29 protein-coding genes, 1 tRNA gene and 1 pseudogene are annotated in these 24,838 nt (G+C 34.3%); 8 read left to right on the forward strand and 23 right to left on the reverse strand.

What is annotated here, in order from left to right; translation table 11 throughout:
- The 3 genes and pseudogenes from BZARG_RS15590 to BZARG_RS05920 form a co-directional block, all read left to right on the forward strand.
- Positions 1-159, forward strand: a pseudogene (locus BZARG_RS15590) (IS3-like element ISLbl2 family transposase); the annotation flags it as partial.
- A gap of 416 nt (positions 160-575) precedes the next feature.
- Positions 576-863: a GIY-YIG nuclease family protein gene (locus BZARG_RS05915; protein WP_008636398.1), complete on the forward strand. Its 288-nt coding sequence runs from the start codon at positions 576-578 to the stop codon at positions 861-863.
- A gap of 339 nt (positions 864-1,202) precedes the next feature.
- On the forward strand, positions 1,203-2,990 hold the full coding sequence (locus BZARG_RS05920) for an aromatic amino acid hydroxylase (RefSeq protein WP_008636375.1): 1,788 nt from the start codon (positions 1,203-1,205) through the stop codon (positions 2,988-2,990).
- Positions 2,991-3,315: 325 nt separating this feature from the next.
- Here the strand turns inward: BZARG_RS05920 and BZARG_RS05925 are convergent, their stop codons facing one another.
- From BZARG_RS05925 to BZARG_RS05935, 3 genes are all read right to left on the reverse strand, one after another.
- Positions 3,316-3,885, reverse strand: a complete 570-nt coding sequence (locus BZARG_RS05925) for an NUDIX domain-containing protein (RefSeq protein ID WP_008636438.1) — start codon at positions 3,883-3,885, stop codon at positions 3,316-3,318.
- A gap of 6 nt (positions 3,886-3,891) precedes the next feature.
- Positions 3,892-4,314, reverse strand: a complete 423-nt coding sequence (locus BZARG_RS05930; RefSeq protein WP_008636358.1) for a hypothetical protein — start codon at positions 4,312-4,314, stop codon at positions 3,892-3,894.
- 664 nt (positions 4,315-4,978) lie between these two features.
- Positions 4,979-5,052, reverse strand: a tRNA-Met gene (locus BZARG_RS05935).
- 127 nt (positions 5,053-5,179) lie between these two features.
- Between BZARG_RS05935 and BZARG_RS05940 the strand changes: the two genes are divergently transcribed.
- Both BZARG_RS05940 and BZARG_RS05945 read left to right on the forward strand, forming a co-directional pair.
- On the forward strand, positions 5,180-5,566 hold the full coding sequence (locus BZARG_RS05940; RefSeq protein ID WP_008636434.1) for an START-like domain-containing protein: 387 nt from the start codon (positions 5,180-5,182) through the stop codon (positions 5,564-5,566).
- A 55-nt stretch (positions 5,567-5,621) separates the two neighbouring features.
- Positions 5,622-6,467: an aminotransferase class IV gene (locus BZARG_RS05945; protein ID WP_008636392.1), complete on the forward strand. Its 846-nt coding sequence runs from the start codon at positions 5,622-5,624 to the stop codon at positions 6,465-6,467.
- On the opposite strand, the gene BZARG_RS05950 is transcribed toward BZARG_RS05945, so the two are convergent.
- The 5 genes from BZARG_RS05950 to BZARG_RS05970 form a co-directional block, all read right to left on the reverse strand.
- Positions 6,460-7,020: a YqgE/AlgH family protein gene (locus BZARG_RS05950; protein WP_008636450.1), complete on the reverse strand. Its 561-nt coding sequence runs from the start codon at positions 7,018-7,020 to the stop codon at positions 6,460-6,462. The two genes, BZARG_RS05945 and BZARG_RS05950, sit on opposite strands and share 8 nt — an antisense overlap.
- Before the next feature lie 124 nt (positions 7,021-7,144).
- On the reverse strand, positions 7,145-7,420 hold the full coding sequence (locus tag BZARG_RS05955; protein ID WP_008636433.1) for an HU family DNA-binding protein: 276 nt from the start codon (positions 7,418-7,420) through the stop codon (positions 7,145-7,147).
- A 190-nt stretch (positions 7,421-7,610) separates the two neighbouring features.
- Entirely contained in the window at positions 7,611-8,561 is a 951-nt protein-coding gene (fmt, locus tag BZARG_RS05960) for a methionyl-tRNA formyltransferase (protein WP_008636446.1), read from the reverse strand.
- Positions 8,558-10,465: a RecQ family ATP-dependent DNA helicase gene (locus tag BZARG_RS05965; protein ID WP_008636453.1), complete on the reverse strand. Its 1,908-nt coding sequence runs from the start codon at positions 10,463-10,465 to the stop codon at positions 8,558-8,560. Before BZARG_RS05965 ends, fmt begins: the two co-directional genes overlap by 4 nt.
- Entirely contained in the window at positions 10,465-11,007 is a 543-nt protein-coding gene (locus BZARG_RS05970; RefSeq protein WP_008636383.1) for an AAA family ATPase, read from the reverse strand. The genes BZARG_RS05965 and BZARG_RS05970 overlap by 1 nt, the downstream gene beginning before the upstream one ends.
- Before the next feature lie 94 nt (positions 11,008-11,101).
- Between BZARG_RS05970 and BZARG_RS05975 the strand changes: the two genes are divergently transcribed.
- The 3 genes from BZARG_RS05975 to murA all read left to right on the forward strand — a co-directional run bounded on the left by BZARG_RS05975 (position 11,102) and on the right by murA (position 13,445).
- The gene (locus BZARG_RS05975; protein WP_008636362.1) at positions 11,102-11,395 is read left to right on the forward strand and encodes a DUF493 family protein; all 294 of its coding nucleotides are present in this window, start codon (positions 11,102-11,104) and stop codon (positions 11,393-11,395) included.
- A gap of 68 nt (positions 11,396-11,463) precedes the next feature.
- Positions 11,464-12,129, forward strand: a complete 666-nt coding sequence (locus BZARG_RS05980; RefSeq protein WP_008636370.1) for a DUF4290 domain-containing protein — start codon at positions 11,464-11,466, stop codon at positions 12,127-12,129.
- Between the two features lie 8 nt (positions 12,130-12,137).
- Positions 12,138-13,445 (forward strand): UDP-N-acetylglucosamine 1-carboxyvinyltransferase, encoded by a 1,308-nt coding sequence (murA, locus tag BZARG_RS05985; RefSeq protein WP_008636454.1) that lies wholly within the window; start codon positions 12,138-12,140, stop codon positions 13,443-13,445.
- 111 nt (positions 13,446-13,556) lie between these two features.
- Here the strand turns inward: murA and BZARG_RS05990 are convergent, their stop codons facing one another.
- The 15 genes from BZARG_RS05990 to BZARG_RS06055 all read right to left on the reverse strand — a co-directional run bounded on the left by BZARG_RS05990 (position 13,557) and on the right by BZARG_RS06055 (position 24,838).
- Positions 13,557-14,861 (reverse strand): cryptochrome/photolyase family protein, encoded by a 1,305-nt coding sequence (locus BZARG_RS05990; RefSeq protein ID WP_008636459.1) that lies wholly within the window; start codon positions 14,859-14,861, stop codon positions 13,557-13,559.
- A 1-nt stretch (position 14,862) separates the two neighbouring features.
- Entirely contained in the window at positions 14,863-15,324 is a 462-nt protein-coding gene (locus tag BZARG_RS05995) for an SRPBCC family protein (protein ID WP_008636472.1), read from the reverse strand.
- Complete coding sequence (locus tag BZARG_RS06000) at positions 15,324-15,788, reverse strand: TspO/MBR family protein (protein ID WP_008636368.1); 465 nt, start codon at positions 15,786-15,788, stop codon at positions 15,324-15,326. The genes BZARG_RS05995 and BZARG_RS06000 overlap by 1 nt, the downstream gene beginning before the upstream one ends.
- Positions 15,789-15,790: 2 nt before the next feature.
- Positions 15,791-15,961: a Lacal_2735 family protein gene (locus BZARG_RS15595; RefSeq protein ID WP_008636448.1), complete on the reverse strand. Its 171-nt coding sequence runs from the start codon at positions 15,959-15,961 to the stop codon at positions 15,791-15,793.
- Between the two features lie 2 nt (positions 15,962-15,963).
- Positions 15,964-16,482: a glutathione peroxidase gene (locus tag BZARG_RS06010; protein WP_008636388.1), complete on the reverse strand. Its 519-nt coding sequence runs from the start codon at positions 16,480-16,482 to the stop codon at positions 15,964-15,966.
- A gap of 30 nt (positions 16,483-16,512) precedes the next feature.
- On the reverse strand, positions 16,513-17,196 hold the full coding sequence (locus tag BZARG_RS06015; RefSeq protein ID WP_008636456.1) for an SDR family NAD(P)-dependent oxidoreductase: 684 nt from the start codon (positions 17,194-17,196) through the stop codon (positions 16,513-16,515).
- A 12-nt stretch (positions 17,197-17,208) separates the two neighbouring features.
- A complete protein-coding gene (locus tag BZARG_RS06020) occupies positions 17,209-17,433 on the reverse strand; it encodes a hypothetical protein (protein WP_008636381.1) in 225 nt (74 codons plus the stop codon).
- Positions 17,434-17,436: 3 nt separating this feature from the next.
- Positions 17,437-18,135 carry a GTP cyclohydrolase I FolE gene (gene folE / locus BZARG_RS06025; protein ID WP_008636390.1) on the reverse strand — a complete coding sequence of 233 codons (699 nt, stop codon included), beginning with the start codon at positions 18,133-18,135 and terminating at the stop codon, positions 17,437-17,439.
- A 51-nt stretch (positions 18,136-18,186) separates the two neighbouring features.
- Positions 18,187-18,462 carry a TIGR03643 family protein gene (locus BZARG_RS06030; protein WP_008636484.1) on the reverse strand — a complete coding sequence of 92 codons (276 nt, stop codon included), beginning with the start codon at positions 18,460-18,462 and terminating at the stop codon, positions 18,187-18,189.
- On the reverse strand, positions 18,459-18,887 hold the full coding sequence (locus BZARG_RS06035; protein ID WP_008636441.1) for a hypothetical protein: 429 nt from the start codon (positions 18,885-18,887) through the stop codon (positions 18,459-18,461). Before BZARG_RS06035 ends, BZARG_RS06030 begins: the two co-directional genes overlap by 4 nt.
- 93 nt (positions 18,888-18,980) lie before the next feature.
- Positions 18,981-20,477, reverse strand: a complete 1,497-nt coding sequence (locus tag BZARG_RS06040) for a cryptochrome/deoxyribodipyrimidine photo-lyase family protein (protein ID WP_008636365.1) — start codon at positions 20,475-20,477, stop codon at positions 18,981-18,983.
- Complete coding sequence (locus BZARG_RS06045; protein WP_008636361.1) at positions 20,467-21,999, reverse strand: cryptochrome/photolyase family protein; 1,533 nt, start codon at positions 21,997-21,999, stop codon at positions 20,467-20,469. Before BZARG_RS06045 ends, BZARG_RS06040 begins: the two co-directional genes overlap by 11 nt.
- Positions 21,996-23,306 (reverse strand): DASH family cryptochrome, encoded by a 1,311-nt coding sequence (locus tag BZARG_RS06050; protein WP_040288068.1) that lies wholly within the window; start codon positions 23,304-23,306, stop codon positions 21,996-21,998. Before BZARG_RS06050 ends, BZARG_RS06045 begins: the two co-directional genes overlap by 4 nt.
- The gene (locus BZARG_RS15460; protein WP_083823833.1) at positions 23,276-23,416 is read right to left on the reverse strand and encodes a DUF2256 domain-containing protein; all 141 of its coding nucleotides are present in this window, start codon (positions 23,414-23,416) and stop codon (positions 23,276-23,278) included. The genes BZARG_RS06050 and BZARG_RS15460 overlap by 31 nt, the downstream gene beginning before the upstream one ends.
- Entirely contained in the window at positions 23,417-24,838 is a 1,422-nt protein-coding gene (locus tag BZARG_RS06055; RefSeq protein WP_008636464.1) for an SDR family oxidoreductase, read from the reverse strand. It abuts the gene before it with no gap.

The raw sequence follows: 24,838 nt of genomic DNA on the forward strand, positions 1-24,838 counted from the left end.
TCATACTTGGAGTATAGATTTTGTAACAGATGTTTTAGAGCCTTTAATGTCATCGATGATTATAACAGAGAGGTACTTCATATTGAAATTGATTTTTCATTGACCAGCAACCGAATCGTCTGGGTACTCAATCACCTGATCAATAAAAAAGGAAAACCTAGATAAAGCACAATTCAAAGCTTTAATCGATTCCTACATTTTTAGTGGTCAAGAACCCATTAAAGACGATGTTTATAAGTGTTTGGACAACCGACCAAGTATTTTACAAGCACGCAGTATTGGCGAGCTTATAATTGCAAAAATGAAGGAATTTGTTGATGTGTTTGTGAATGGGATGGTGGGGTAGTAATCCCAGCCGTCATTGCACCCCCCGGCCGTCATTGCAATCCCCGGCCGTCATTGCGAGGAGGCACGACGAAGCAAACTCATGAACAAAAGGACTACTCAACAAGCAGATTACCACGCTGCACTCGCAATGACGTAAACAAAAGGACAAAACAACAAACTGATTGCCGCGCTCGTGCCTCGCTCGCAATGACGTGCGTAAAGAAGACTCGCAATGACACAAAAAAATTATGCAACCAGGATTCGTTTACATACTGACCAATAAAAACAACACAACATTATACGTTGGTGTCACCGCATACCTAAAAGAACGTATTATTCAACACAAAGAGAAATTTTATAAAAAGTCGTTTACGGCACGGTATAACATTGATAAGTTAGTTTATCATGAAGCCCACCAAATGATTGGCGATGCTATTGGTAGAGAAAAACAGTTAAAAGCAGGAAGTAGAGCGGAAAAAATAGCGCTTATAGAAAGTATAAATCCAGACTGGAATGATTTGTTTGATGAGGTTTAGTATGTTTTTTAGCACCACCACGACGTCATTGCGAGCGAGGAACGAGCGCGCAATCTCATGATGAAAAGGACGAGTTAGAAGCAAGTTCGTTATCAAACGATAATATAGCAGTTCAATTTACAGATTGCCACGCTTCGATCGCAATGACGCCAAGACAAGACGAAACAATATACAGATTGCTTCGGTCATGCTTCCCTCGCAATGACATAGAGATTTAATACGAATAGAATATTTACAGCGTACAAATTGAAATGAAAAACAAAGAATCGCCAGCTTGATTCTCAAAAATTTGAAAGTGCGTTATTAAACAGGTATCTTTCACGAACATTGTAAAAAATCATGAGTAAAAATAATCACTACGAGAGCAACGAATTAATTGACAGGTTGCCAAAACATTTAAAACAATTTATTAAGCCTCAAAACTATGAGGATTATACCCCTATCAATCAGGCTGTATGGAGATATGTCATGAAAAAGTGTGTCAGTTATCTGGCTGATGTTGCACATGAATCTTATTTGAAAGGATTGGAACAAACCGGGGTCGGTATTGAGCGTATTCCAAGTATGTATGGAATGAATCGTATCCTTAAAGAAATTGGATGGGCAGCCGTATCGGTAGATGGGTTTATCCCTCCAAATGCCTTCATGGAATTTCAAGCAAATAAAATTCTGGTTATAGCGTCTGATATTAGACAATTGGAACATATTGAATATACGCCTGCACCAGATATTATCCATGAATCGGCGGGTCATGCACCGATTATTGCCAACCCAGATTATGCTGAATACTTGAGGCGCTTAGGAGAAATTGGAGCTAAAGCTATTCTTTCAAAACACGACATGGACGTATATGAGGCGGTGAGAGAATTATCAATACTAAAGGAAGCTGAAGGAATAAGTCAAGAAAAAATTACTAGGGCAGAAGACAAGATTCATGAACTTCAAAATATGAAAGTAGCGCTTTCTGAAATGGGACAGATCAGAAATTTGCAATGGTGGACTGTTGAGTATGGCTTAATTGGCGATATTGACAATCCTAAAATATATGGCGCTGGATTATTATCTTCTATTGGTGAAAGCAAATCTTGCTTAAGTAATAGCGTGAAGAAAATTCCTTATTCTATTGCAGCAGCGTATCAAGAATTTGATATCACGAAGTCTCAACCACAATTGTATGTTACGCCTGACTTCTCTTACTTAATGCTTGTATTAGAAGAGTTTTCGAATACCTTAAGTATTCGAAAAGGAGGACGTAAAGGCTTGCAAAAACTCATTGATTCCCAATTAATAGGAACTATTGAGTTAAGTACAGGTTTACAAGTTTCTGGTAAATTTTCAAAAGCCCTATTAAATGAGGATAATGAAGTTATCTTTTTTAAAACAGAAGGGCCTACGGCATTGGCGTTTCGCGAAAAAGAACTAATAGGTCATGGCATTGACTATTATAATCATGGATTTAGTTCACCGCTAGGTAAATTGAAAAACATTAATCTGGCCATTGAAGATATGGGACCTGTAGATTTGAAAGCCTATAACTTTTATGATGGGAAATGGCTTTCATTTGAGTTTGAAAGTGGTATAAAAGTAGAGGGGCTCAATGTTACCGGCATTAGAAATGTATATGGAAAATTAATGCTCATCCAATTGAAGGACTGTACAGTAACCTATAAAGAGGAGACATTATTTTTACCTGAATATGGTGTGTTTGATATGGTTATTGGAAAAGAAATCGTGTCTGCTTTTTCCGGCACTGCTGATAGCAACTCTTTCCCTAATTTGTATGAAGTATCGGCTACTAAAACCATTAAGCAAATAGTAACTGAATCTAAAAGCCAATTAGAAGGACACTATGCTAAAGTAGCCGAAATGAGAAATAATGGATTAGAAGATGATAAGGTTTTAGCAGAATTGTTTACACTTCTAAAAGATAACTATCCAAAAGAATGGTTGTTACACCTTGAAATTTCGGAAATTTCAAACGATGAGGAATTAGCACATTCAATTCATAATCATTTAGAAAAAATAATAGAGAAATTTCCACAACTAAAAACATTAATTACAGATGGAATAGAAATTGCTAAAGAACTACCATTAACAAAACCTAAATTGCATGAAAACGAAGTTTAGCAAGAACTGTCAGGCTGTCTAATAAACTGTTTTATAATGTTGATATATAAATGCACGACGAAGCAATCTCATAAACAAAAGGAAAAAAGAATAAACAGATTGCAACGCTTCGCTCGCAATGACGCCAGTATGGAGGCTCGCAATGACGCGTAATATGAAACCAGGAACTGTTACATACTTACCAACAAAAACCTCACAGCACTATATGTTGGTGTCATCGCATACTTAAAAGAGCATATTATTCAACATAAAGAGAAACATGATAAAAAGTTGTTTACCGCACGTTGTAGCATTGATAAGTAATTTATCATACACACCAAAGTCATCATATCTTATTAGCCAAAAACCATTGAATGCCAATGATGGTTTTAGCATCTCGAAATTCATTTTTTTTAAACCTATTAATAACTTCTTTAGCCTTTATTTTAACCAATTGAATGTCTTCTTTTTCGGTTAGCATGCCGCCACCCTCAAATAGCTTGTCTGATGAATTAACTTCGGCATAATAAAGGAAAATGCGTTCTGACGTTCCGCCTGGTGAGACGAAAAATGAACTTATAAATTCTATGTCGCTTACGCTATAACCAATTTCTTCTTCAACCTCCTTTTTAACGCGGTATACAGGGTCTTTATCATTGGGTTCTAATGAACCTGCCGTCAGTTCCAATATCCAACCATCTTTTTCTTTGATTGTTGGATATCTAAATTGATTGGTGAATAGTAAAGAATCGCTATCTTTTTCATAAAGTACAATAGCAACAGAATCACCTCTTTCAAAACAAAACCGATCCACTTCAATTGTATTGGAGTCAAATAAGTCGTGCGTGATTTTGGCCTTTTTTATTTTGAAGAAACTATCAAATACAAGTTCTTCTTTTACTATGTTGTATTTCATGCTTTTTTATTTCCGTTTTGGTTTAATAGTTTTTAAAATTTCATTGCCGAAATCTTTTATATTTCCAGCTAATTTTAAATGTGGACTTGGAATTTTACTTATAACAGTATCTAATTTACTAATGGCAGAATTAACATTATGTTCGTTCAGTTCACTTAATTTAATTCTTTCGACAATTTGAATGTGAGGATCTAAACTCGGAACGCCCTTTACAAACAATCTATAAATATATCCTATTTCCATAACTTGATTTTGTTGGAAATAACTCTTTTTTCCATCTGTGTTTTTATAAGCTTCTACGTGAATTACAAAATCGGATTCTCGACTTCCAGAAGCATAGCCTTTATCGAATTCATCCTGCTTTTCACTTCGTATTTGGTCGAGAATTAGGTTTCTTTCTTTTTGAAAATCAATTTCTTTATCTTTCAAAATTTCGAAATTCTTTTGCTTTAGCCTCGAAATAAATACAAGCATTATTATAATCCAAATTAGTGATGAGGTTATTATTACGATTATAATTTCCTGTGACATAGTATGTATTTGTTGATTTTTTTTAAATTATTTAGAACGGGCATGTATGATTAAGAGAGCCTAAATGTGTCTTATATTGGCATTACAATTTATCATTTTTTATAAGTGCTTTTAAAGTTTAAAGATAAAAAATACTTTTCATACTTTTATTAAGGCCACCTATAAAATGAAAATACTCAACCTCTCTATTAAAAATATTTAAATAGGGTAGACCGCTCCGTATTTAGGTTTATCAAAATAGAGCTATTTCCTTTGATAGATATTCCTATAACGGCAACCTTTATTTTAATAAATAGATGAAAACGCATGCTTTTCCAAAACATATCATCTAAACAAGTTTAAAAAGATTACTAATAACCGTATGCTGACTACAAGCGTTATTGCTATATATTGAGGTTTTGAATCAACTTCGTTGATTCTTCGCAAAGGGACTTAACAACCGTAAAAGTCTAAACGCATACGCGTTTATGGTGCCTTTTTTATTTTTATCCACTAAAGTACAGCGTTTTGAGTGCAGCCCATAAAAAAAGTCCTGCACGTTTGTGCAAGACTTTTAAGGTTGTAGCGAGAACGAGAATTGAACTCGTGACCTCCGGGTTATGAATCCGACGCTCTAACCAACTGAGCTACCTCGCCTTTTTCAAGGGTGCAAATATAAGAACTAATTTATTCCGTGCAAATAAAAAGTGAGATAAAATATTTATAAAAATAGTTTCAGTTGTTATGAATTAATGTATATATTGACCAAATAAATTATTCAACTATGAGCGAGAAAATAAAATTTGAAATGGAGTTCCCTATACAAGCTTCACCTCAATTATTATATCAATATATATCAACGCCATCTGGTCTTTCAGAATGGTTTGCAGAAAACGTAAATTCACGTGGTGAATTTTTTAAATTTATCTGGGATGGTAGCGAAGAAGAAGCGAGTCTAGTCAGTAAAAAAAGTGGTGAACGCATTAAATTCCGCTGGGATGTAGATGAAGGTGAACCATACTTTTTTGAAATTCGCATTCAGGTTGATGAAATTACAAAAGATGTTTCCATTATGATTGTCGATTTTGCTGAAGAAGATGAGGTAGAAGAAGCTAAAATGCTTTGGGAAAATCAAATATCAGATTTAAAACAAGTATTAGGCTCCGCTTAAGGCCATTTCTATTATATAACATATCTTTGTCCCAAATTTTATTTGGGACTTTTTTATGATCAATTTTAACGGAAATATCACAGACAATTTACAGACCTTGTCTATAAATAATCGCGGTTTTGCTTATGGCGACGCTATTTTTGAAACATGTAAATATTCGCATGGAAATTTGCTATTTTGGGAGGATCATTATTTCCGGCTCATGGCATCGATGCGCATTATGCGCATGGAAATTCCTATGAATTTTACGATGGAATTTCTAGAAGCTGAAATTCAGAAAACGTTAGTTGAAAACGAAATTTCTAATAAAACCGCTCGTGTAAAACTAACGGTTTTTCGTGATGAAGGTGGTTTGTATAAGCCATCATCTAAAAACGTTGGTTTTGTTATAGCCGTTAGTCCTTTGGAAACTGATTTTTATCTTCTAAATGACGCCTACTATGAAGTTGATTTGTTTAAAGACTTCTATGTGTCGCCTAGCTTGTTATCCACGCTTAAAACCAATAATAAGGCCATAAACATCGTTGGTAGTGTTTATGCTGAAGAGAATAATCTGCAAAATGCCTTATTAATCAATACCGATAAAAAAGTTGTGGAAGCTTTAAATGGAAATTTATTTCTAGTAAAAGAAAAAACTATTAAAACACCACCACTTGCCGATGGCTGTCTAAAAGGTGTTATGCGAAAACAAATTATAGATCTTGTTGCGCAATTACCAGAATACGAATTGGAAGAAGCATCTATTTCGCCATTTGAATTGCAAAAATCAGATGAATTATTTATTACGAACGTCATTACTGGTATTCAGCCGATTAGTAAATACCGTAAAAAAGAATTTAATAATACAGTCGCCAAAATGTTGCTACAGAAATTACAAGTAAAAATACGATTGGCTAATTAAAACTTGGGTTTTCTGGAGCATTGGACCAAATGGTATACTCGTCACCAAATTCCATCATTTTCTCTTTCCAGAAGGTTTCGTGATCTTTTTCTATAATATCTTGTTTATAGATGTTTTCTGTAACAAGCCATGAATTGGTTTTAAGTTCGTCGTTTAATTGATTGGATTCCCAACCTGAATAGCCTAGGAAAAAGCGAATATTTTTTTCGTTTAATTCATTGTTGGCTATTAATTCTGCGACTTTATTAAAATCACCACCCCAATAAATGCCTAGTGAAATTTCCACGCTGTTTGGAATGAGCTCCGGAACCTTATGTATAAAATAAAGGTTATCTTGTTCTACCGGACCACCATTATATACTTTAAATGTGGATTTTATTTCGGGGATTAAATCACTGATAGTGTACTCTAAAGGCTTATTTAATATAAATCCAATTGAGCCTTCCTCCGTATGATCGGCTAATAGAATTATCGAGCGGTTAAATGAAGTATCTCCAATTATTGTGGGCTCTGCAATGAGCAAATTTCCCTTAAAGGGTTTTATTGAAATCATGTATTTATAGATTTTCTATCATAAATTTAGTATTATTTTTGTTAAAATCAAACGTTTCTTAATAATAATAACAAAAAAAGGTCTTCTAACGGAAGACCTTTTACAAATATAAATTAGGCTATATTTAGCTATTTACTGCTCTAGATAAATCAGAACCAGCTTTAAACTTAACTACGTTTTTAGCTTCAATTTTAATAGTTTTACCTGTTTGTGGGTTTCTTCCGTCTCTTGCAGCTCTATTAGAAACTGACCAAGAACCAAAACCAACTAAAGAAACTCTATCTCCTTTTTGTAAAGCGCCTTCAATTTCAACTAACGCACCTTCTAAAGCCTTCTTTGCAGCCGCTTTAGTAATTCCTGCGTGTTCTGCCATTGCATCGATTAAATCTGTTTTGTTCATAATTTAAAGTTTAATTATTAATAATTAGTGGTTAAACATTTTTGTTAAATCCTCTACAAAATTATACGGATTATCTTACCACGCAAGTAATGACGCGGTAAATACTTAATTTTGTTAATAACTTTGCCTATTTGTTAACAAAGCACGTGTATTTCATCGGTTTTTTCATAATATCAGCATTCATAAGGGTTTAGAGCATGTTTGCATTGGGTTGAAATTCATAGCCATTTAAAAGGTCAATTATAGCCATTTTCCGCTTTCCAGGAAGTTTTAAAGTTTCAATATAAATATAACCATCTGGTGCCGCTACTTTTAATGTTTTTTTGGTGGTTATAATACTACCAATTTCTTCCTGATGATCCTCTTTTTCCATACGCGTTTCATAAATCTTAATTTCTAGCGTTTCATTATCATTTTTTAAATAACACCAAGCAGATGGATATGGGTTTAAACCACGCACCTTATTATGTATATTTTTAACGGAATCATTCCAATCTATTTTACAATTTTCCCGATTCAGTTTATGGGCGTCCTTTAATTCGGCATGCTCTTGTTGTGCTGCCGTTTTAACCGCACCACTTTTAATGAGCTTTAATGTGTCTATAACTAAACGGCTTCCGGTTTCCATTAGTTTATCATGCAAGGTTCCTACATTATCAGTTTCTTCAATGGCAACCTTTTTTTGCAAAATCATATCACCTGTATCAATTTTATCATCAATAAAAAAGGTAGAAACACCGGTCTCAGTTTCGCCATTTATAAGCGCCCAGTTTATTGGTGCTGCACCACGATAGTTTGGCAACAGTGAGGCGTGCAGGTTAAAGGTTCCTAATGCCGGCATTTGCCATACTGCTTCCGGTAGCATCCTAAAGGCTACAACTACTTGTACATTGGCCTGAAGCGCCTTTAAACTTTCTAAAAAATCAGGATCTTTTAGATTTGTGGGTTGTAATACATTTAAATCATTTTTTTTGGCGAATTGCTTTACAGCCGATTCATTAATTTTTCTTCCACGTCCTGCAGGCTTATCAGGTGCGGTTATAACACCAACAACTTGGTAATTATTGGCAAGGATGGTTTCTAGTGTGGCAACAGCAAAATCGGGTGTTCCCATAAATATTATGCGTAAATCGGTTTTCATAAATGAGATAATTTATAAGTATTGTTGGTTGTTAGGCTTATAATTTGATGTTCTAATAAAAGTTGAAGCGTTTTATGAATGTCTTTTTCTGAAACCCCTAATGCTTCCGTTAACGTTCTGGACGAACAATCTGTTTCTTCTAATTTGTTAATAATGCCGTTTTTTATGCTTTTAAAATCGGCTGGCGCCTTATTTTTAGATTTTCTAGCCACACAAACCGAACATATTCCGCAGTCTTTTACTTCTGTTTCACCAAAATAGGTGAGGAGCTGAACGCTCTTGCAGTCGTCATTATTAGAAATATATTTTAAAACATCAGATACTTGTTTGTGTTTTAAATTATTTTGCTGATTAATAACATGTGCAATCCTGTTAATTGTTTTTTCATCCTCTCGCGGTTCTAAAAAAGTAACTTGTGCATCGGTTTTCGAAATTTGTAAACTAATAATTTCGTCTTTTTCTAAAGCTAGCAACGCCTCAATTAATTTTGGTTCAGTTACCGATGCTTTATCGGCCATTTTACTCGTGTTTATTTTTGTTTCATGTTCAAAAATTCCACCGTAACTTCTTAAAATAGATTTTACAATTATATTTAAATGTTCATGTTTTCGTAAATAATGAAATAATTGGGTGTCGGAAATGATAAATTGAACACTTGTTTGCTTGTTAAACTGCTTGCTTAAGGCAATAATACTTGTTCTGTCCAATGTTTGTAATGCGTTATAAGTAATAAGCGGATTAAAATTATAGGTTTTACAAAAGTGATTAAAATTGAAATCTTCAATAAAACCAACGCCTTCACCATAAGATATTTGGAAATAGTTGCAGAGTTTTCTATAAACCTGCTTCATAAAATCCACACTTGGCAGTACCTTTAAAAATTGATCTTCTAATTTACTTTTATCAGTATTATTTTTTAAAATTACGGCGAATGCTTTTTCGCCATCTCTACCGGCACGACCAGCTTCCTGAAAATAGCTTTCCAAACTTTCGGGTAGATTTAAATGAATAACCGTTTTTACATTCGGTTTGTCTATTCCCATCCCGAAAGCATTGGTCGCTACCATGATTAATTTTTTCTCTTGTAGCCAATCTTGTAGTCTGGTATCTTTTTCATTATTAGAAAGTCCGCCGTGGAAGAAAGTTGCCGAAAAGCCTTTCTTCTCTAAAAAGTGACTTATTTCAATAGTCGCTAATCGGTTTCGAACATAGATAATAGAAGGCGCGTTATTTTTCTTGAGTATGCGTTCTAAATGATAATGTTTATCGGTAGCATCAAAAGACATATAGGCCAAGTTATCGCGATTGAAGGACTGCTTGAGTACCTTCGGACTAATAAAATCGAGTTCCTTAATAATATCTTCCACAACTTCTGGTGTTGCCGATGCTGTTAAAGCGATGCAATTTACCGTAGGTTGTAATTCACGAAGTAGCTTAATGTTTTTATAAGCTGGTCTAAAATCGTTTCCCCATTGCGAAATACAATGTGCTTCGTCTATAGCGATTAAATTTACCTGCATTTGACGAATTCGATCTTGAACCAACTCTTGTTGCAAACGCTCGGGAGATAGATATAAAAACTTATAATTACCGTAAATGCAATTATCTAAAAGTGTATCTAATTCGTTAAAATGAATGCCACTGGTTAGCGCCATGGCTTTAATACCTTTGCTTTGTAGGGCTTGCACTTGGTCTTTCATTAAGGCAACTAATGGCGAAATAACAATACAAATACCATCTTTTGCCAATGCGGGAACTTGAAAACATAAAGATTTTCCGCCACCAGTTGGCATGAGGGCAAAGGTATCTTCACCATCTAAAACGGCTTGGATAACGCTTTCTTGTAGCGGCTTGAAACTCGTGTAGTTCCAATACCGTTCCAGTATATCTATAGGGTGCTGCATTATAGGTTATTAACAACATTCAGAATGTAATCCGTACGGTTTGTAACCGAATCAAACGGAACATCCAACAAGTTATATCCGAATTTATCATACGTCTTTAAAAGACTATCATGAATTTCAACCGCTTGATTGAAATTTTCATAACGTTCACTATCACTGACAAAAATATCTTGCCATGGTTTTAATATAAAAGCTAAATCGTAAGAATGCTTTTTACAGCTTCTTTCAAAATTTTCAGGAATAGCATCGCCAATAAAGTCCATATAAGCTAAAACATCAGGAATACCGCGATCTAGAAAAACAAACGTTTCCTGCTGTGTATTGGCTTGATTATATTGCTTTTCACGTCCTTGCAATAACAATTCACTAAACAAAAGTGGTTGCGTTAAAAAGAGCTGATCTATTCCATCTTGTCTAGCTTTTTGGGTTATTTGACGTGATATTTCATCTAAACAAACATAACCACGTTTCTTTAATTCGTTAATAATAGATGTTTTTCCCGTACCAGGACCTCCTGTGATAACTATTTTTCTTATATTCAAAATTGGCGAGATTATAGGGTGTAAAAATCGTAATTAAAAAGGAAACTAAAAAATGACAGGGAAATAGTATCTTTGTATTTCAAAAATAATTACAATGGAAGAGAATCAGAAAACAGAAGCTTTTTACGAAAAACTAAAAGGTCAACTTTATGATACGGCTTTATGGCCATCAGAATATTTATATAAATTTATTGTAGAAACTGATGGAAATGGTGTTGAAGGTGTCGAAGATATTTTTAATAATATGGGTGCTGTTATTAAGAGAAATGAATCTAAAAAAGGTAAATACACCAGCGTTTCTATTCATGTTATTATGAAATCGCCAGAAGATGTCGTGGCAAAGTATAAAGAAGTTGCAGAAAAAATAGAAGGCGTTATTAGTCTTTAATTTTTTTTCGTACTTTGCGCACGCACAAAACTACTGTGCCTTAAGTAAACTCTACACATAAACATATTTTGATAGATCATTTAGAATACAATTCAGAACGTGAGCATTTAATTATTCCGGAATACGGTCGTCATCTTCAAAAGATGATTAATTATGCAAAAACACGCGAAACCAAAGAAGAACGTAATAAATTAGCGAATGCTATAATTTCCGTAATGGGTAATTTACAGCCGCATTTGCGTGATGTTCCTGACTTTAAACATAAGTTATGGGATCAACTTTTTATTATGTCTAATTTTGAATTGGATGCCGATTCTCCTTACGGAATGCCATCTCCAGAAGCGCTAAATGAGCGACCAGAGAACTTGCCTTATCCACAGAATTTTCCAAAATATCGTTTCTACGGAAATAATATTAAAACAATGATTGATGTGGCAAATACATGGGAGGAAGGTGAACTTAAAGACGCGCTAATTTTCACCATTGCCAATCACATGAAAAAGTGTTTCCTAAATTGGAATAAAGACACGGTGGAAGATGATGTAATTTTTGAGCATTTACGTGAGCTTTCAGGCGGAAAAATTAATTTGTTAAATGCTGATGAAGATTTAACAGATGCTACGAGTTTAATGCGTAGTAAAACAAAATATGGTTCTAGCAGTAGCAGCAGCAGTACTAACAAAAAGAGTCACCAAAAGAAAAGTAATACAAATAGAAGTAGAAAAAGGTATTAAAAATCGGCATGGGTATATTTAAAATTGAAGGAGGACACCAACTAAAAGGGAAAATTCAACCACAAGGTGCCAAAAATGAAGCGTTGCAAATTTTATGTGCGGTTTTATTAACACCTGAAAAGGTAACGATTCATAATATTCCTGATATTGTGGATGTTAATAAATTAATGGATTTATTAAGAAATCTAGGCGTTATAATTGAACATATTGAGCAAGGAACATATACGTTTCAGGCCGAAAATATTGATTTAAAATATTTAGAGTCTGAAGCCTTTAAAGAAGATGGACGCGGTTTACGCGGTTCTATAATGATTGTTGGTCCTTTATTAGCACGTTTTGGTAAAGGATATATTCCTAAACCAGGTGGCGATAAAATTGGCCGCCGTCGTTTAGATACACATTTTGAAGGCTTTATTAAGTTAGGTGCCAAATTTAGATATAATAGAGAAGATTATTTTTATGGTGTAGAATCCAAAAAACTTAAAGGCGCTTACATGCTTTTAGATGAAGCTTCTGTGACTGGAACAGCCAATATTGTTATGGCTGCCGTTTTAGCAGAAGGTAAATCGACAATTTATAACGCAGCTTGCGAACCGTATTTACAACAACTTTGTAATATGCTGAATCGTATGGGCGCAAAAATAAGTGGTATTGGTTCCAATATGCTTATTATTGATGGTGTTGATAATTTAAAAGGAACATCTCACACCATGCTTCCTGATATGATTGAAATTGGGAGTTGGATAGGCTTGGCGGCTATGACTAAAAGTGAACTAACTATAACCAATGTAAGTTGGGATGATTTAGGCCAGATTCCTGTTGTATTTAGAAAATTGGGAATTACAGTGGAACGAAAAGGTGATGATATTTATATTCCAGCTCATACAGATGGTTATGAAATTCAAAACTATATTGACGGTTCTATTCTTACCATCTCCGATGCGCCTTGGCCAGGATTTACACCCGATTTATTAAGTATTATTTTGGTGGTAGCTACGCAAGCTAGAGGTAGTGTTCTAATACATCAAAAAATGTTTGAAAGTCGCTTATTCTTCGTGGATAAATTGATAGATATGGGTGCTAAAATTATTTTGTGTGATCCGCATCGTGCTGTTGTAATTGGTCATGACTTCAAATCGCAACTTAAAGCAACTACTATGACATCGCCAGATATTCGTGCAGGTGTTTCCTTGTTAATTGCTGCACTTTCTGCTAAAGGAACATCTACCATTCATAACATTGAACAAATAGATCGTGGATACGAAAATATTGATACACGTTTGCAAGCCATTGGTGCAAAAATAAATAGATCTTAATATCAAATAAGTACCTATAAAAAATGCTTCTCTTATAAATTAAGGAAGCATTTTTTTATGTAATTAATTCTGGTTTTTTAAGTAGAGTAGAAGGTTTCCGCAATAAAAGTTTTAGCTCACAGCCTCTTTATAAACCTTCAAGCAGCGTTCGCGGGCGGCTTTATGATCGACTATTTGTGAAACATAAGTGAGCTCTTGGAATTCTGGAACCCATTTTTGGATATACTTTAAATCTTTGTCAAATTTCTGAATTTGCGTGGTTGGATTAAAAATCCTAAAATATGGCGAAGCATCTACGCCAGAACCGGCCACCCATTGCCAATTTCCAATATTGCTAGACATTTCATAATCGTGTAATTTTTCGGCAAAATAGGCTTCACCCCAACGCCAATCTATTAGTAAATGTTTGCATAGAAAACTACCTACAAGCATGCGTACACGGTTATGCATAAAGCCAGTTTCGTTAAGTTCTCGCATTCCTGCATCTACTAACGGATAACCCGTTTTGCCTTGGCACCATGCTTTAAATTCAACTTCGTTATTCCGCCATTTTATAGCATCGTATTTCGGCTTAAAGCTCTTGGTAAGCGTCTGTGGGAAATGCCAAAGTATTTGCATAAAAAATTCTCGCCAAATTAATTCATGCCAGAATATTTTATTGTTTTCAGCAATAGCTTTTTTAACCATTTTGCGAATACTTACAGTTCCAAAACGTAAATGTGGGCCTAAATGTGACGTAGCATCTTGGGCAGGAAAGTTTCGTTTATCCTCGTATTCTTGAATTAATGTTGGTGTAACCGTATAAGGAGTTATTTTTTGAGTCGATTTTATAAAACCAATATCTGAAAGTTCTAAATTAGGTAAACGGGTATTTTCAACTAAATTATCTAAATAACTATTCGTGTAATATATTTCTAAATCAATTTTTTTAAAAGCTTCTTTCCAAATCCGCATGTACGGTGTATAAACGCGATACGGATCGCCATCAACTTTTACAACTTCATCCTTCTCAAAAATAACTTGGTCTTTAAACGTTTTAAAATCGACACACGTGTTTTTTAAAAAGGTCTGAATTTCCGCATCGCGTTGCGTAGCATAAGGCTCATAATCATGATTGGTAAAAACCGTGTCAATAGCGTAAGTTGCAGCCAGCTCTTTGAAAACTTTTTTAGGCGTTCCATTATACATAGCAATAGAGCTGCCGTATTCATCTTGAAGAGTTTTTCGCATGTCTTGAAGTGTGTCATAAATAAAAGTAACACGGGCGTCATCTTCAGGAAGTGAATCCAGAATTTCAGAGTCGAAAATAAAAATAGGTAAAACGGGATATTCGCTTTTTAAAGCTTCATAAAATCCACGATTATCATCTAAACGTAAATCGCGTCGAAACCAAAAAATATTTAGCGGTTGCTTCATATTAAAGTGTGCCGAATAGTTCGATTAATTTTTTCTGACGAAAAGCAAAAATCTCCTCTAATTTGGGCTTAACAAGAAACGGATGCACCAACTGACCTAAAATTCCCATGGGAACTTTATAGTCAATTATATCTTCCATTTCTACGCCACCGTCTATTTCTTTTATAAAATGTTTATGATGCCATAAAGCGTAGGGACCAAAGCGTTGTTCATCAACAAAGTACTTTTTGTCCACAGTGTGCGTGATTTCTGTTACCCATTTGGTTTTAATGCCTAAAATAGGTGTTACAATATATTGAATTAATTGTCCTGCATACATGGGCCTATCGGCTCCCGACATGATATTAAAACCCATATACTCCGGTGTAATGGTTTTTAAGTTTCTAGGATCAGATAAAAAATCCCAAGCCTGATCAACAGAAATGGGAAGTTTTTGTGTTTTGTGAAGTGTGTATATTTTCATTAGTTTTTAAGTAAAACGTATAAGTTTAAAGAGGTTGCTATGCAAAGCCAAATCATATATGGTAATAGTAAATAACGCCAAGAATTTATAGCATCCATCCTGAAGGTAAAAAAGAAGTAAAATATTACTAAGGTTAATAAGGTGATGACTATTAAAGCCGGTAAAACCAAATGCTGGTTGAAGAATAAATAATTCCATGAAACATTTAATATGACTTGTAATATAAATACGCCGATGATTATTGGCGATTGATAATCTTTAAATAAATAACTTAAATAAATTGAAAAACAAATCATTATTAAAGTCCAAGCGGCTCCAAAAACCCATCCTGGTGGTGTCCAAGGTGCTTTATTTAAATTTGTATACCAATTTGAAGTTGCACCATCTCCCATAAACCAATTGCCTATAGCGAGGCTTCCAAAATTGATTATTAGAAACAGAATTAGTAGAGGTATAAACTTCATAACTAGTTGTTTTGTAGACTTTCTATTTTATCAGCTATTTTTTGACCTTCAGCATATTTTAAATCACTTGCTTTTCTATCTGTAGTGGATAAGCGGTGCCAATCTTTCATGATAACTTCATATTGTTTTTGAAGTTTTTCAATTTCTGATTTTGATTTAAAAAGTCCGAACATAATTACAGTGTTAAGTTTTTGGTGATTTTTCCGCTCATGGGTTTTGTTACAGAAAAATAGTAGTCTATTAAGCGTCCATTGGCATCAACCAAGTATTTTTGGAAATTCCATTTAACAGTAGAACTTGATTTACCATTCAATGATTGCGTGGTTAACCATGTGTAAAGAGGATGTTGATTGTCGCCTTTTACATCTACTTTTTCCGTCATTAAAAATGTCACGCCATAATTTGCTTGACAAAAGGATTTAATATCGGAGGCTGTTCCAGGTTCTTGGCTTCCAAATTGATTGCAAGGAACACCAATAACCATTAAATCATTTTTATAGGTGTCGTACAGTTTTTGTAAGTCTTCATATTGACCCGTAAAACCGCATTTTGAGGCTACATTGACAAATAATATATGCTTTCCTTTATAATCAGATAGATTTATAGGCTGACCATCCAAACTATTAATTACAATATCATAAATAGACTGCGTAGGTTCGGTTTGGGCTTGGCTTTTACTGAATAAACTAAACATGATTATAAGTGTTAGTAATTGTTTCATATATTATATTTTAAAAGAAACGATACCACAATCCATTTCAAAAATCTGACCTGAAATTGCTGCAGCTTGATCCGATAATAAAAAGGATGCCATTGACGCTACTTCGGTAGGGTTTAGAAACTTTTTCAAGGGATGACGCTCGGTAATATTCTCTATCATCTTCTCGTTTCTCAATAAATTAGAAGCTAATTCCGTGTCTGTAACAGTAGGAGCAATGGCATTGACACGAACTGTTGGTGCTAATTCAGCACCAACAGACTTAACTAAACCTTCAACAGCAGATTTGGCAGCCGCAACACTTGCGTGAAATGGCATTCCTAATTTAGCCGCAACCGTACTAAAAAATAGCATGGCGGGTTTATCTCCTTTTTTGATGATCGGCAAGTATTTTTGAATGGCTTTTACAGCTCCAATGACATTAATCTCAAAATCCGAACGGAAATCGTCTAATTTTAAACGTCCAATAGGTTTTAAGTTAATACTACCAGGGCAGTAAATTAAACCATCCGCCTTTTCTAAATCTGGCAAATCATCAGTTAGAATATCAATCGAATGGTGTGTTAAATTTGCATGTTCAAAATCTGGTTTCGATCTGCTTAAATTTATCACGTGGTGATGTTCTAATAAGTTCTCGGTAATAGCACGACCAATGCCTTTGCTACCACCAACAATAATATATGTTTTCATTTTTTAAGCTAATTAGGCTGTTAAAGGTCTGCCTTTTAGACGCTTTTCTACCTTTTGTTTAATGGCAGTTAAGCGCTTCATGATATCCATGATGCTTTCATCTTTCTTGTCTTTGTAAATCTGATTCAGTTCTAAAATAAGTTGTTTTGCTTCTCTAGAAATTTCTATTCTATCACTTGTAGATAAAGATTTCATTTTTGTTTGCTCAAATTCTAGAGCACGTTCTATAGTATCCATAATTTAATTATTTAAGTAATTTTGTAATTCAGCTATTTTATGTGGCGTGTTAAACGCTCCTCCATAATATGCAGTTACAGTTGCTGAAGTGTCATCTTTTACACCTCTTGAAGACACGCACAAATGTTTCGCATCTATAATAACTGCAATATCTTCAGTTTCTAAAATTGTTTTTAATTCAATTGCTATTTGATTTGTTAAACGTTCTTGTACTTGTGGCCTTTTGGCAAAATACTGTACAATTCTGTTTAACTTAGATAACCCTATAACCTTTCTAGAGGAAATATAGGCTAAATGTGCTTTACCAATAATAGGAACAAAATGATGTTCACAATTAGAGTAAAATGTAATGTTTTTTTCCAGAACCATTTGATTATAACGATATTTATTTTCAAACAGTGCTATTTTTGGTTTATTGGCAGGATTTAATCCTGAAAATATTTCATCAATATACATTTTAGCAACACGGTTTGGTGTGCCTTTTAAAGAATCGTCTGTCAAATCTAATCCCATGACATCCATTATTTCTTCAAATAATAAAGATATTCGAGCTTTCTTTTCTGTGTCAGAAAGTTTGAATGCGTCCGGCTTCATAGGCGTTTCTAAACCTGTATATAAATGGTCGTCGCCAATTGCTTCAGTTGAAAAATCAACTAAACTATTATTGTTTTGCTTTTCAAAAGGTATTGTTTCTGTTTTCATAGTTTCTTTTCATTCGCTGACCACAACAGCAAAATAGGCAAAATATATTTATTATCGTTTACTTATATTATTACTGGTAATTTGTCTTTGTCTACTGCATTTAAAACGTCCTTTTTCAAAACTGCGTAGTTTTTCGTGTTTCGTTTTTCTGCCTTGTACACGTTTTCGCCACATCTTAAAGCTACTAGGTTTCATTTCCCGGCGCATTAGGCTAATAACATCTTGTTCATTTAGCCCAAATTGAAATTGTATGGCTTCAAATGTTGTTCGGTCTTCCCATGCCATTTCTATAATCCGGTCAATATTTCTAAAACTTAATTCACTCATATATCTCGGAAGTTAAAGCGTTCATCATAAACTAATTTCATTTCTAAAAGGCGTTTAAAAAAACATTTATTCTCTTTAAACAGCTTATTGTTTTTAAAATTTATAAATCTTCCTTGAGCATGAATGCTTGTACCATCTGTTTTGTACAAAACAAGCTGATAGAAAGGAATAACCCAAGTAAAATTTTGTAAACCTTTGTTAATATATATGATTATACCGCCAGATCGCATTTCTATGTTGGCATAATTGATATCGTCTACGTGATTTAGGCAAAATTGTAAGTTTGGACTAACTGCTTCTATCATCATACGCTTGGAACCAATTCCTTTTAAACGAATAGATTTTAAAAAACTGTAAGGCTTACCTATCAGGTCAGCAATTAATTCTCTATTGTCTTTATCGTTATTTGTCGTGTTTATTATCAAGTTCTTACGTTTTCTATTCAAAGTTACGAAATGTTTAACTATTAAAGAAATTTGTTAAACAAAATTTAACACATGATATTGGAAAGCTTTGATTTAATCCTTATTTTTCAGTAAAAGCGAGCGATTGTCAAGTGTATGTTTTTTCAAAATTCTAATACTTTCCGACCGTACCGTAGCATTTTTCTTCATATTCCAAAGCACGTCACTTGCACGTTTTCTTTGTGGCTTTAAATCCACGATAGGAAATGGATAATTTACTCCTAATTCAAAATCATTAAACTGCTGATCTAATGTGGTCATTAAATACGGTTCATGGACAAACGGCAAATCTAATTCTCGTAACTCTGGAACCCAATGTTTAATAAAAACACCATCAGGATCATGTTCCAAACTGTTTTTAATAGGATTATAAATTCGTAAATTATTAATGCCTGTTTCGCCGGCTTGCATCTGCAATTGTGGATAATGAATTCCTGGTTCAAAGTCTAAAAACTGTTGTGATAAATGTTTTGAAGCGTCTTGCCAAGGTTGCCATAAAATATGGGTGAAAAATGACACTAACATGGCACGCATTCTGAAATTAATATAACCGGTTTCATTTAAGCAGCGCATACTGGCATCCACTAAAGGAAAACCTGTATTGCCTTCTCGCCAGGCGGATTGATATTGATCGGAAATGGATTTTTTAAGTTTATGATAGCCTTTATTGATGCTCACTTTTTCCATGATGTGCTCCATCTCAAATTTCTGAATAAAATGGGCTTGCCAGCGTAAACGCGAACGAAAAGCTGCTAATTGTTTTTTATGGCTGGAAGGCGTTTGAGTTGTTTTGGAGGTCTGATAAACCTGACGCACTGATAAATTTCCCCATGCAATGTATGGCGATAGTCGACTACAACTTTTTCGGGATTTTTCAGGTTTCGAAATATGAAACATATAATCCTTATGCCGAGTGTTTAAAAACGATTTCAAGTATTTCCAGCCTAAAGTTGAGCCGCCTTGTTGAAAAGGTTTTTCTTTTGAAGTGTTTAAATCGGTTGTTTGAAATTGATTTTCTAATTCATAAATAGCATTTAAACTTAAAAAATCTGCTGAATCTGCTGAAAAGTTAATAAGCGGTTCTGCCATAATTTTATTCCAATTATCAAACCAAGACTCTCTGTTTACAAGACCGCGAAGTACGCCGTTTTGAATGCTTTCATGCCATGTTATTAAGTTGTTTTTACAATAACGTTTAAAGCTCTTATCTCTGTCAAAAGTGACTTGAATGCCTGTTTCTTGATGGGAATAAACACTTTTAATTTGATAGTCATTCGAAATTAAATTACATGTCGAAATAATATCAGAATTTGCTGCCAAGACTTTCGTGTTATAAGCTTCTAACTGGGTATTTAAATCGCGGATAGATTCTTTTAAAAAATCCCAATGCCGCTGGCTGTAGTGTTCATTGTCAAGTAGTAATTTTTCAAATACAAAGACACATAAAACAGGTTCGTTTTGTTGCAGCGCTAAATGAAGTGGCTCGTGATCCTCCAAACGTAAATCACGCTTAAACCAAACAATATGTATGGGCTCTCTTTTAATACGCATCTTGATTGTTTATAATATGATTCGCGCGTTCTTTTAGGGCAGATAATTTTTCATTATCCATTTTATTTAACAGACTATACATCATTTTCATTCGGAAGTTAGATTCCAACTGCTCGCGTTTATCGTCCAAAAAATTCCAATACAAACTGTTAAATGGACAAGCATCATCTTCTGTCTTCTTTTTATGATCGTAATGACAGCCTTCACAATAATTCCCCGTTTTCTGAATATAGGAACCTGAAGATACATAGGGTTTTGTAGCTATTTTTCCACCATCTGAAAACTGACTCATGCCTCTAGTATTCGGTAATTGAACCCATTCCACTGCGTCTGCATAAATTCCTAAATACCAAGCATCAACGGCATCGGGATCGGTTTGGGTAAGTAAAGCGTAATTTCCGGTTATCATTAAACGTTGAATGTGATGCGCATAAGCATTGTCTAAAGAATTGGTAATAGCATGTTTTAAACAAGCCATTTTAGTGTTGCCAGTCCAAAAGAAATCTGCTAATTTATTTTTATTATTTAAATAATTTTCGGCTTTAAACTCTGGCATAAATGCCCAATACATGCCGCGCATATATTCACGCCAGCCAATAACTTGACGTATAAAACCTTCAACTTGCGAAATATCTATGTTTTCTTCATGCTTTCTGTAATAATTAATAACTGTATCTACCACATTTCGCGCAGAAATAAGTTTAATGTTCATAGCGAAAGAAATGCGCGAATGAAATAAATAAACTTCATCGGTATGCATAGCATCTTGATAATCGCCAAAATGTTTCAATAGGTTTTTACAAAAATATGCAAGCTGTGATAAAGCTTGCTTTCTTGAAATAGGATAATTAAACGTTTTTAAATCCCAATTTCCCATAGTAGAAATTCCTGCCGATTTCATATCTGCAACAACAGCATCTACATTGTTTTTAAAATATTTATAGGAGGGAATAACCGGCTCATTTTTCCATTTTTTTCGGTTGGATTTGTCATAGTTCCATTTTCCTCCTTCTGGATTACCATAGACCATTAAAATGTCATGTTTCTTGCGCATATCCCGATAAAAAGATTCCATTACAAACTGTTTTTTGCCTGTATAAAATGTTTGTAAATCGTTTCGTTTGGTATAAAAATGCGCTGTGTCCATCACATTAGTTTCAATAGAAAGTGTTTTTGAAAAATCTTCTAATTGTTTATCCAAACGGTATTCATCTGGATATAGATATTCAAAAGTTGAAATATTTTTGTCCTTTATAATATTTTTGAGATTCTCTATTAGATTTTGAGTATTCTTTTCATCTGTAATTTTATAATAAATAACCTGATGGCCGGCCGTTTCCAAATCTGAAGCAAACTGACGCATGGCGGCAAAAAAGCCAATAACTTTTTGAATATGATGCGTTACATAATCAGTTTCTTGGCGCATTTCAAATAGAACATATAAAACATCATCATCCACTGCTTTAAACCATGGGTGTTTTATATTTAATTGATCGCCTAAAATAAGTCGGAGTGTTTTCATTCAAACAAAGTATTTTGAAGCCAGCGCTTTTGGAATTTGCCCTGACTATCATATCGGTCTGCTTGCAATTTCACGTTAAAAGTTCTACTTCTTGGATCATTTCCTACGCCTGCCACATATAGCCAATTCCCGTAATTGCTATGTACATCATAATCTATTAATAAAGATTCGAAGTAGGCTGCACCAATACGCCAATCAATTTCCAGCGTTTTAGCGAAGTATGATGCCACATTTTGTCGTCCGCGATTACTCATCCAACCTGTTTTATTGAGTTCTATCATATTCGCATTTATAAAAGGCTCTGATGTGTTTCCTGAGCACCATTTCTGAATCAATTCCGGATCAGTTTTCCATTGGTAAGTATGATTGTTAATTCCTTCTAAATGGAAAATAGCATTTCCATGTTGCCAGGCGATATATTTAAAGAAGTCGCGCCATATCAACTCAAAAATGAGCCAATAAGTTGATTGATTTTTGAAATGTTCTTTCTCAAAATCTTGAATAGCCCAATAAATTTGTCGCGCACTAATACAACCATTTGCTAACCAAGCCGAGAATTTTGAACTGTAATCTACGCCCAACAAACCGTTCCGGGTTTTCTTATAAAAGCCTATTTTCTTAGTTTCGAAAACATAATTATACAATCTGTTTTGTGCGGCTGTTTCTCCACCAGAAAAAGGAAAAGCTGAATGTGCATGCGTTTCAAATTCTGAAAATCCTAATGTTTTTAAAGTGGGAATTTCAGTATTGTTTTTAATTTCAAATAGCTCTTGTTTTTCAGGAGTAATTAAAGGACGTACTGAACATTCCTTTTCTAGAATCTTCCTGAAATTTGTAAAGACTTTTGGAATTTTATTTAACTGCCGTAATCCATCATCTGGCTGAAATAAAAATTGATCGTAAACTTCATGCCAGTTACTGTTTTGAGATGTTTTTAATTTTACGGCATCTATAATGTTTGTTTCTTCCTGTGTAAATTCTTTTTGAACAAAGACATCTGTGATATGGTATTTTTCACAAAGAGAAGAAATAGCTAATTCTGGTTTTTCATGAACCGTAAATAAAGGAATATTTAGTGTTTCCAGTTGAATTTTTAAATCATGAACACTTTCAATGGTAAAACGCGCACGAAATTTCTCTGTTTTTTTAAAGCCAAAACTAGTATTTTCGTAATCTTGTGGATTAAAACAATAAATAGCAATTACGAGTTTTTTTAAACGCAAAGCTTCTACCAAAATCGCGTTATCTTGCGTGCGCAAATTAGTTGTAAACCAAACTAGTGTATATCTGTTTTGTGTCGTCTGCATCGTTCACTACAATAAATAACATGGTCCCAATTGTTGCGCCATTTTTTACGCCAAGTAAAATGTAATTGGCAAACAGGGCATTTTTTGGTGGGTAATTCCGATTTCTTCAATTAGGTAGCAATTTTATTAATCATGCCTCTAAAAATAAAGCCATGAAAAGGCAAAACGCTATACCAATAAAGTCTTCCAGCCAAACCGCGTGGTCTAAAAGTAGCTGTTTGTTTCAGGAGATTGTCTTCAATTTTAAACTCGAGCCAAGCTTCGCCAGGTAATTTCATTTCAGCGTAGAGTAGGAGTTTCTGTTTTTCTTTGTCAGCAAAAATAACACGCCAAAAATCTAATGAATCACCCACATGTAATTCCGTCGGACTCGTTCGTCCACGGCGTAAACCAATACCACCGACTATTTTATCCATATAGCCTCGTAAACGCCATAATCTGGTGCCGTAATACCAGCCATTATGACCACCTATAGCCCAGATTTTACGAATTGTTTCTTCCGGATCCGTAATTGGTCGTTCTTTATAATCCTTAAAACAACCAAATGTGGGAACGTTTACATATTTATGAAAGCTATCTTTGAGTCGGCCGCTACTAACCATAGAGTCTTTCCAGCTGGAAATAATACTATTTTGTTCTATTTTTTCAAAAGCTAATGAAACAGCTTCTTTATAAGAAAGCGGTTTAACGTTTAGCAGTTCACTAATATTGCTAGGATTTCCAATAATTTGAACGCCCATACTGTCCACTAAAGAAGATGCTAATTTGTAAGACGTAGACGTTACGAAATATAACCAATAGGATGATAATTTCGGCGTCATAACTGGAACCGTTAATATGTAGCGTTTCAATTCGCGAACTTCAGCAAATTCTAAAAGCATTTGCTTATACGATAAAACTTCAGGTCCAAAAATATCATAAGATTTATTGTATAAACGTTCATCGCCTGCGGCTCTAGATAGATAGCTTAAAACATCACGAACCGCTAATGGTTGTGTTCTAGTTTCAAGCCATTTTGGAGCAATCATAAAGGGGAGTTTTTCAACTAAATCCCTAATAATTTCAAATGATGAACTCCCAGAGCCTACAATAATACCTGCTTTAAAAATAGTCGTCGCATAGGCATCGGATTCTAAAATTCCTTCCACATGCTTACGTGAGCGTAAATGTTTGGATAACTTATCGTCGTTGGTAATTCCGCTTAAATAAATAACTTGCTTTACATCAGTTTCTTTAATGGCCGCTTTAAAATTTTCGGCACAGTTCGCTTCTAATTCTTCAAAATCTTTGGAGGAATTGGACATCGAGTGAATTAAATAATAGGCAATATCAATATCTTTAGGGATATTAGTAAGGGTTTCTGGATTTAGAAAATCACCTTCTATAAAATCGATATGAGGATCTTCTACATAGAGTTTGTCTGCGCGTAGAATATCGCGAACCACGCAAATAACATGATGACCATCTTGCACAAGTAATGGTATGAGGCGTTTGCCGATATAGCCTGTTGCACCTGTTACAAGAATTTTCAT

The organism is Bizionia argentinensis JUB59 (genome assembly GCF_000224335.1).
Taxonomy (GTDB): Bacteria; Bacteroidota; Bacteroidia; order Flavobacteriales; family Flavobacteriaceae; genus Algorimicrobium; species Algorimicrobium argentinense.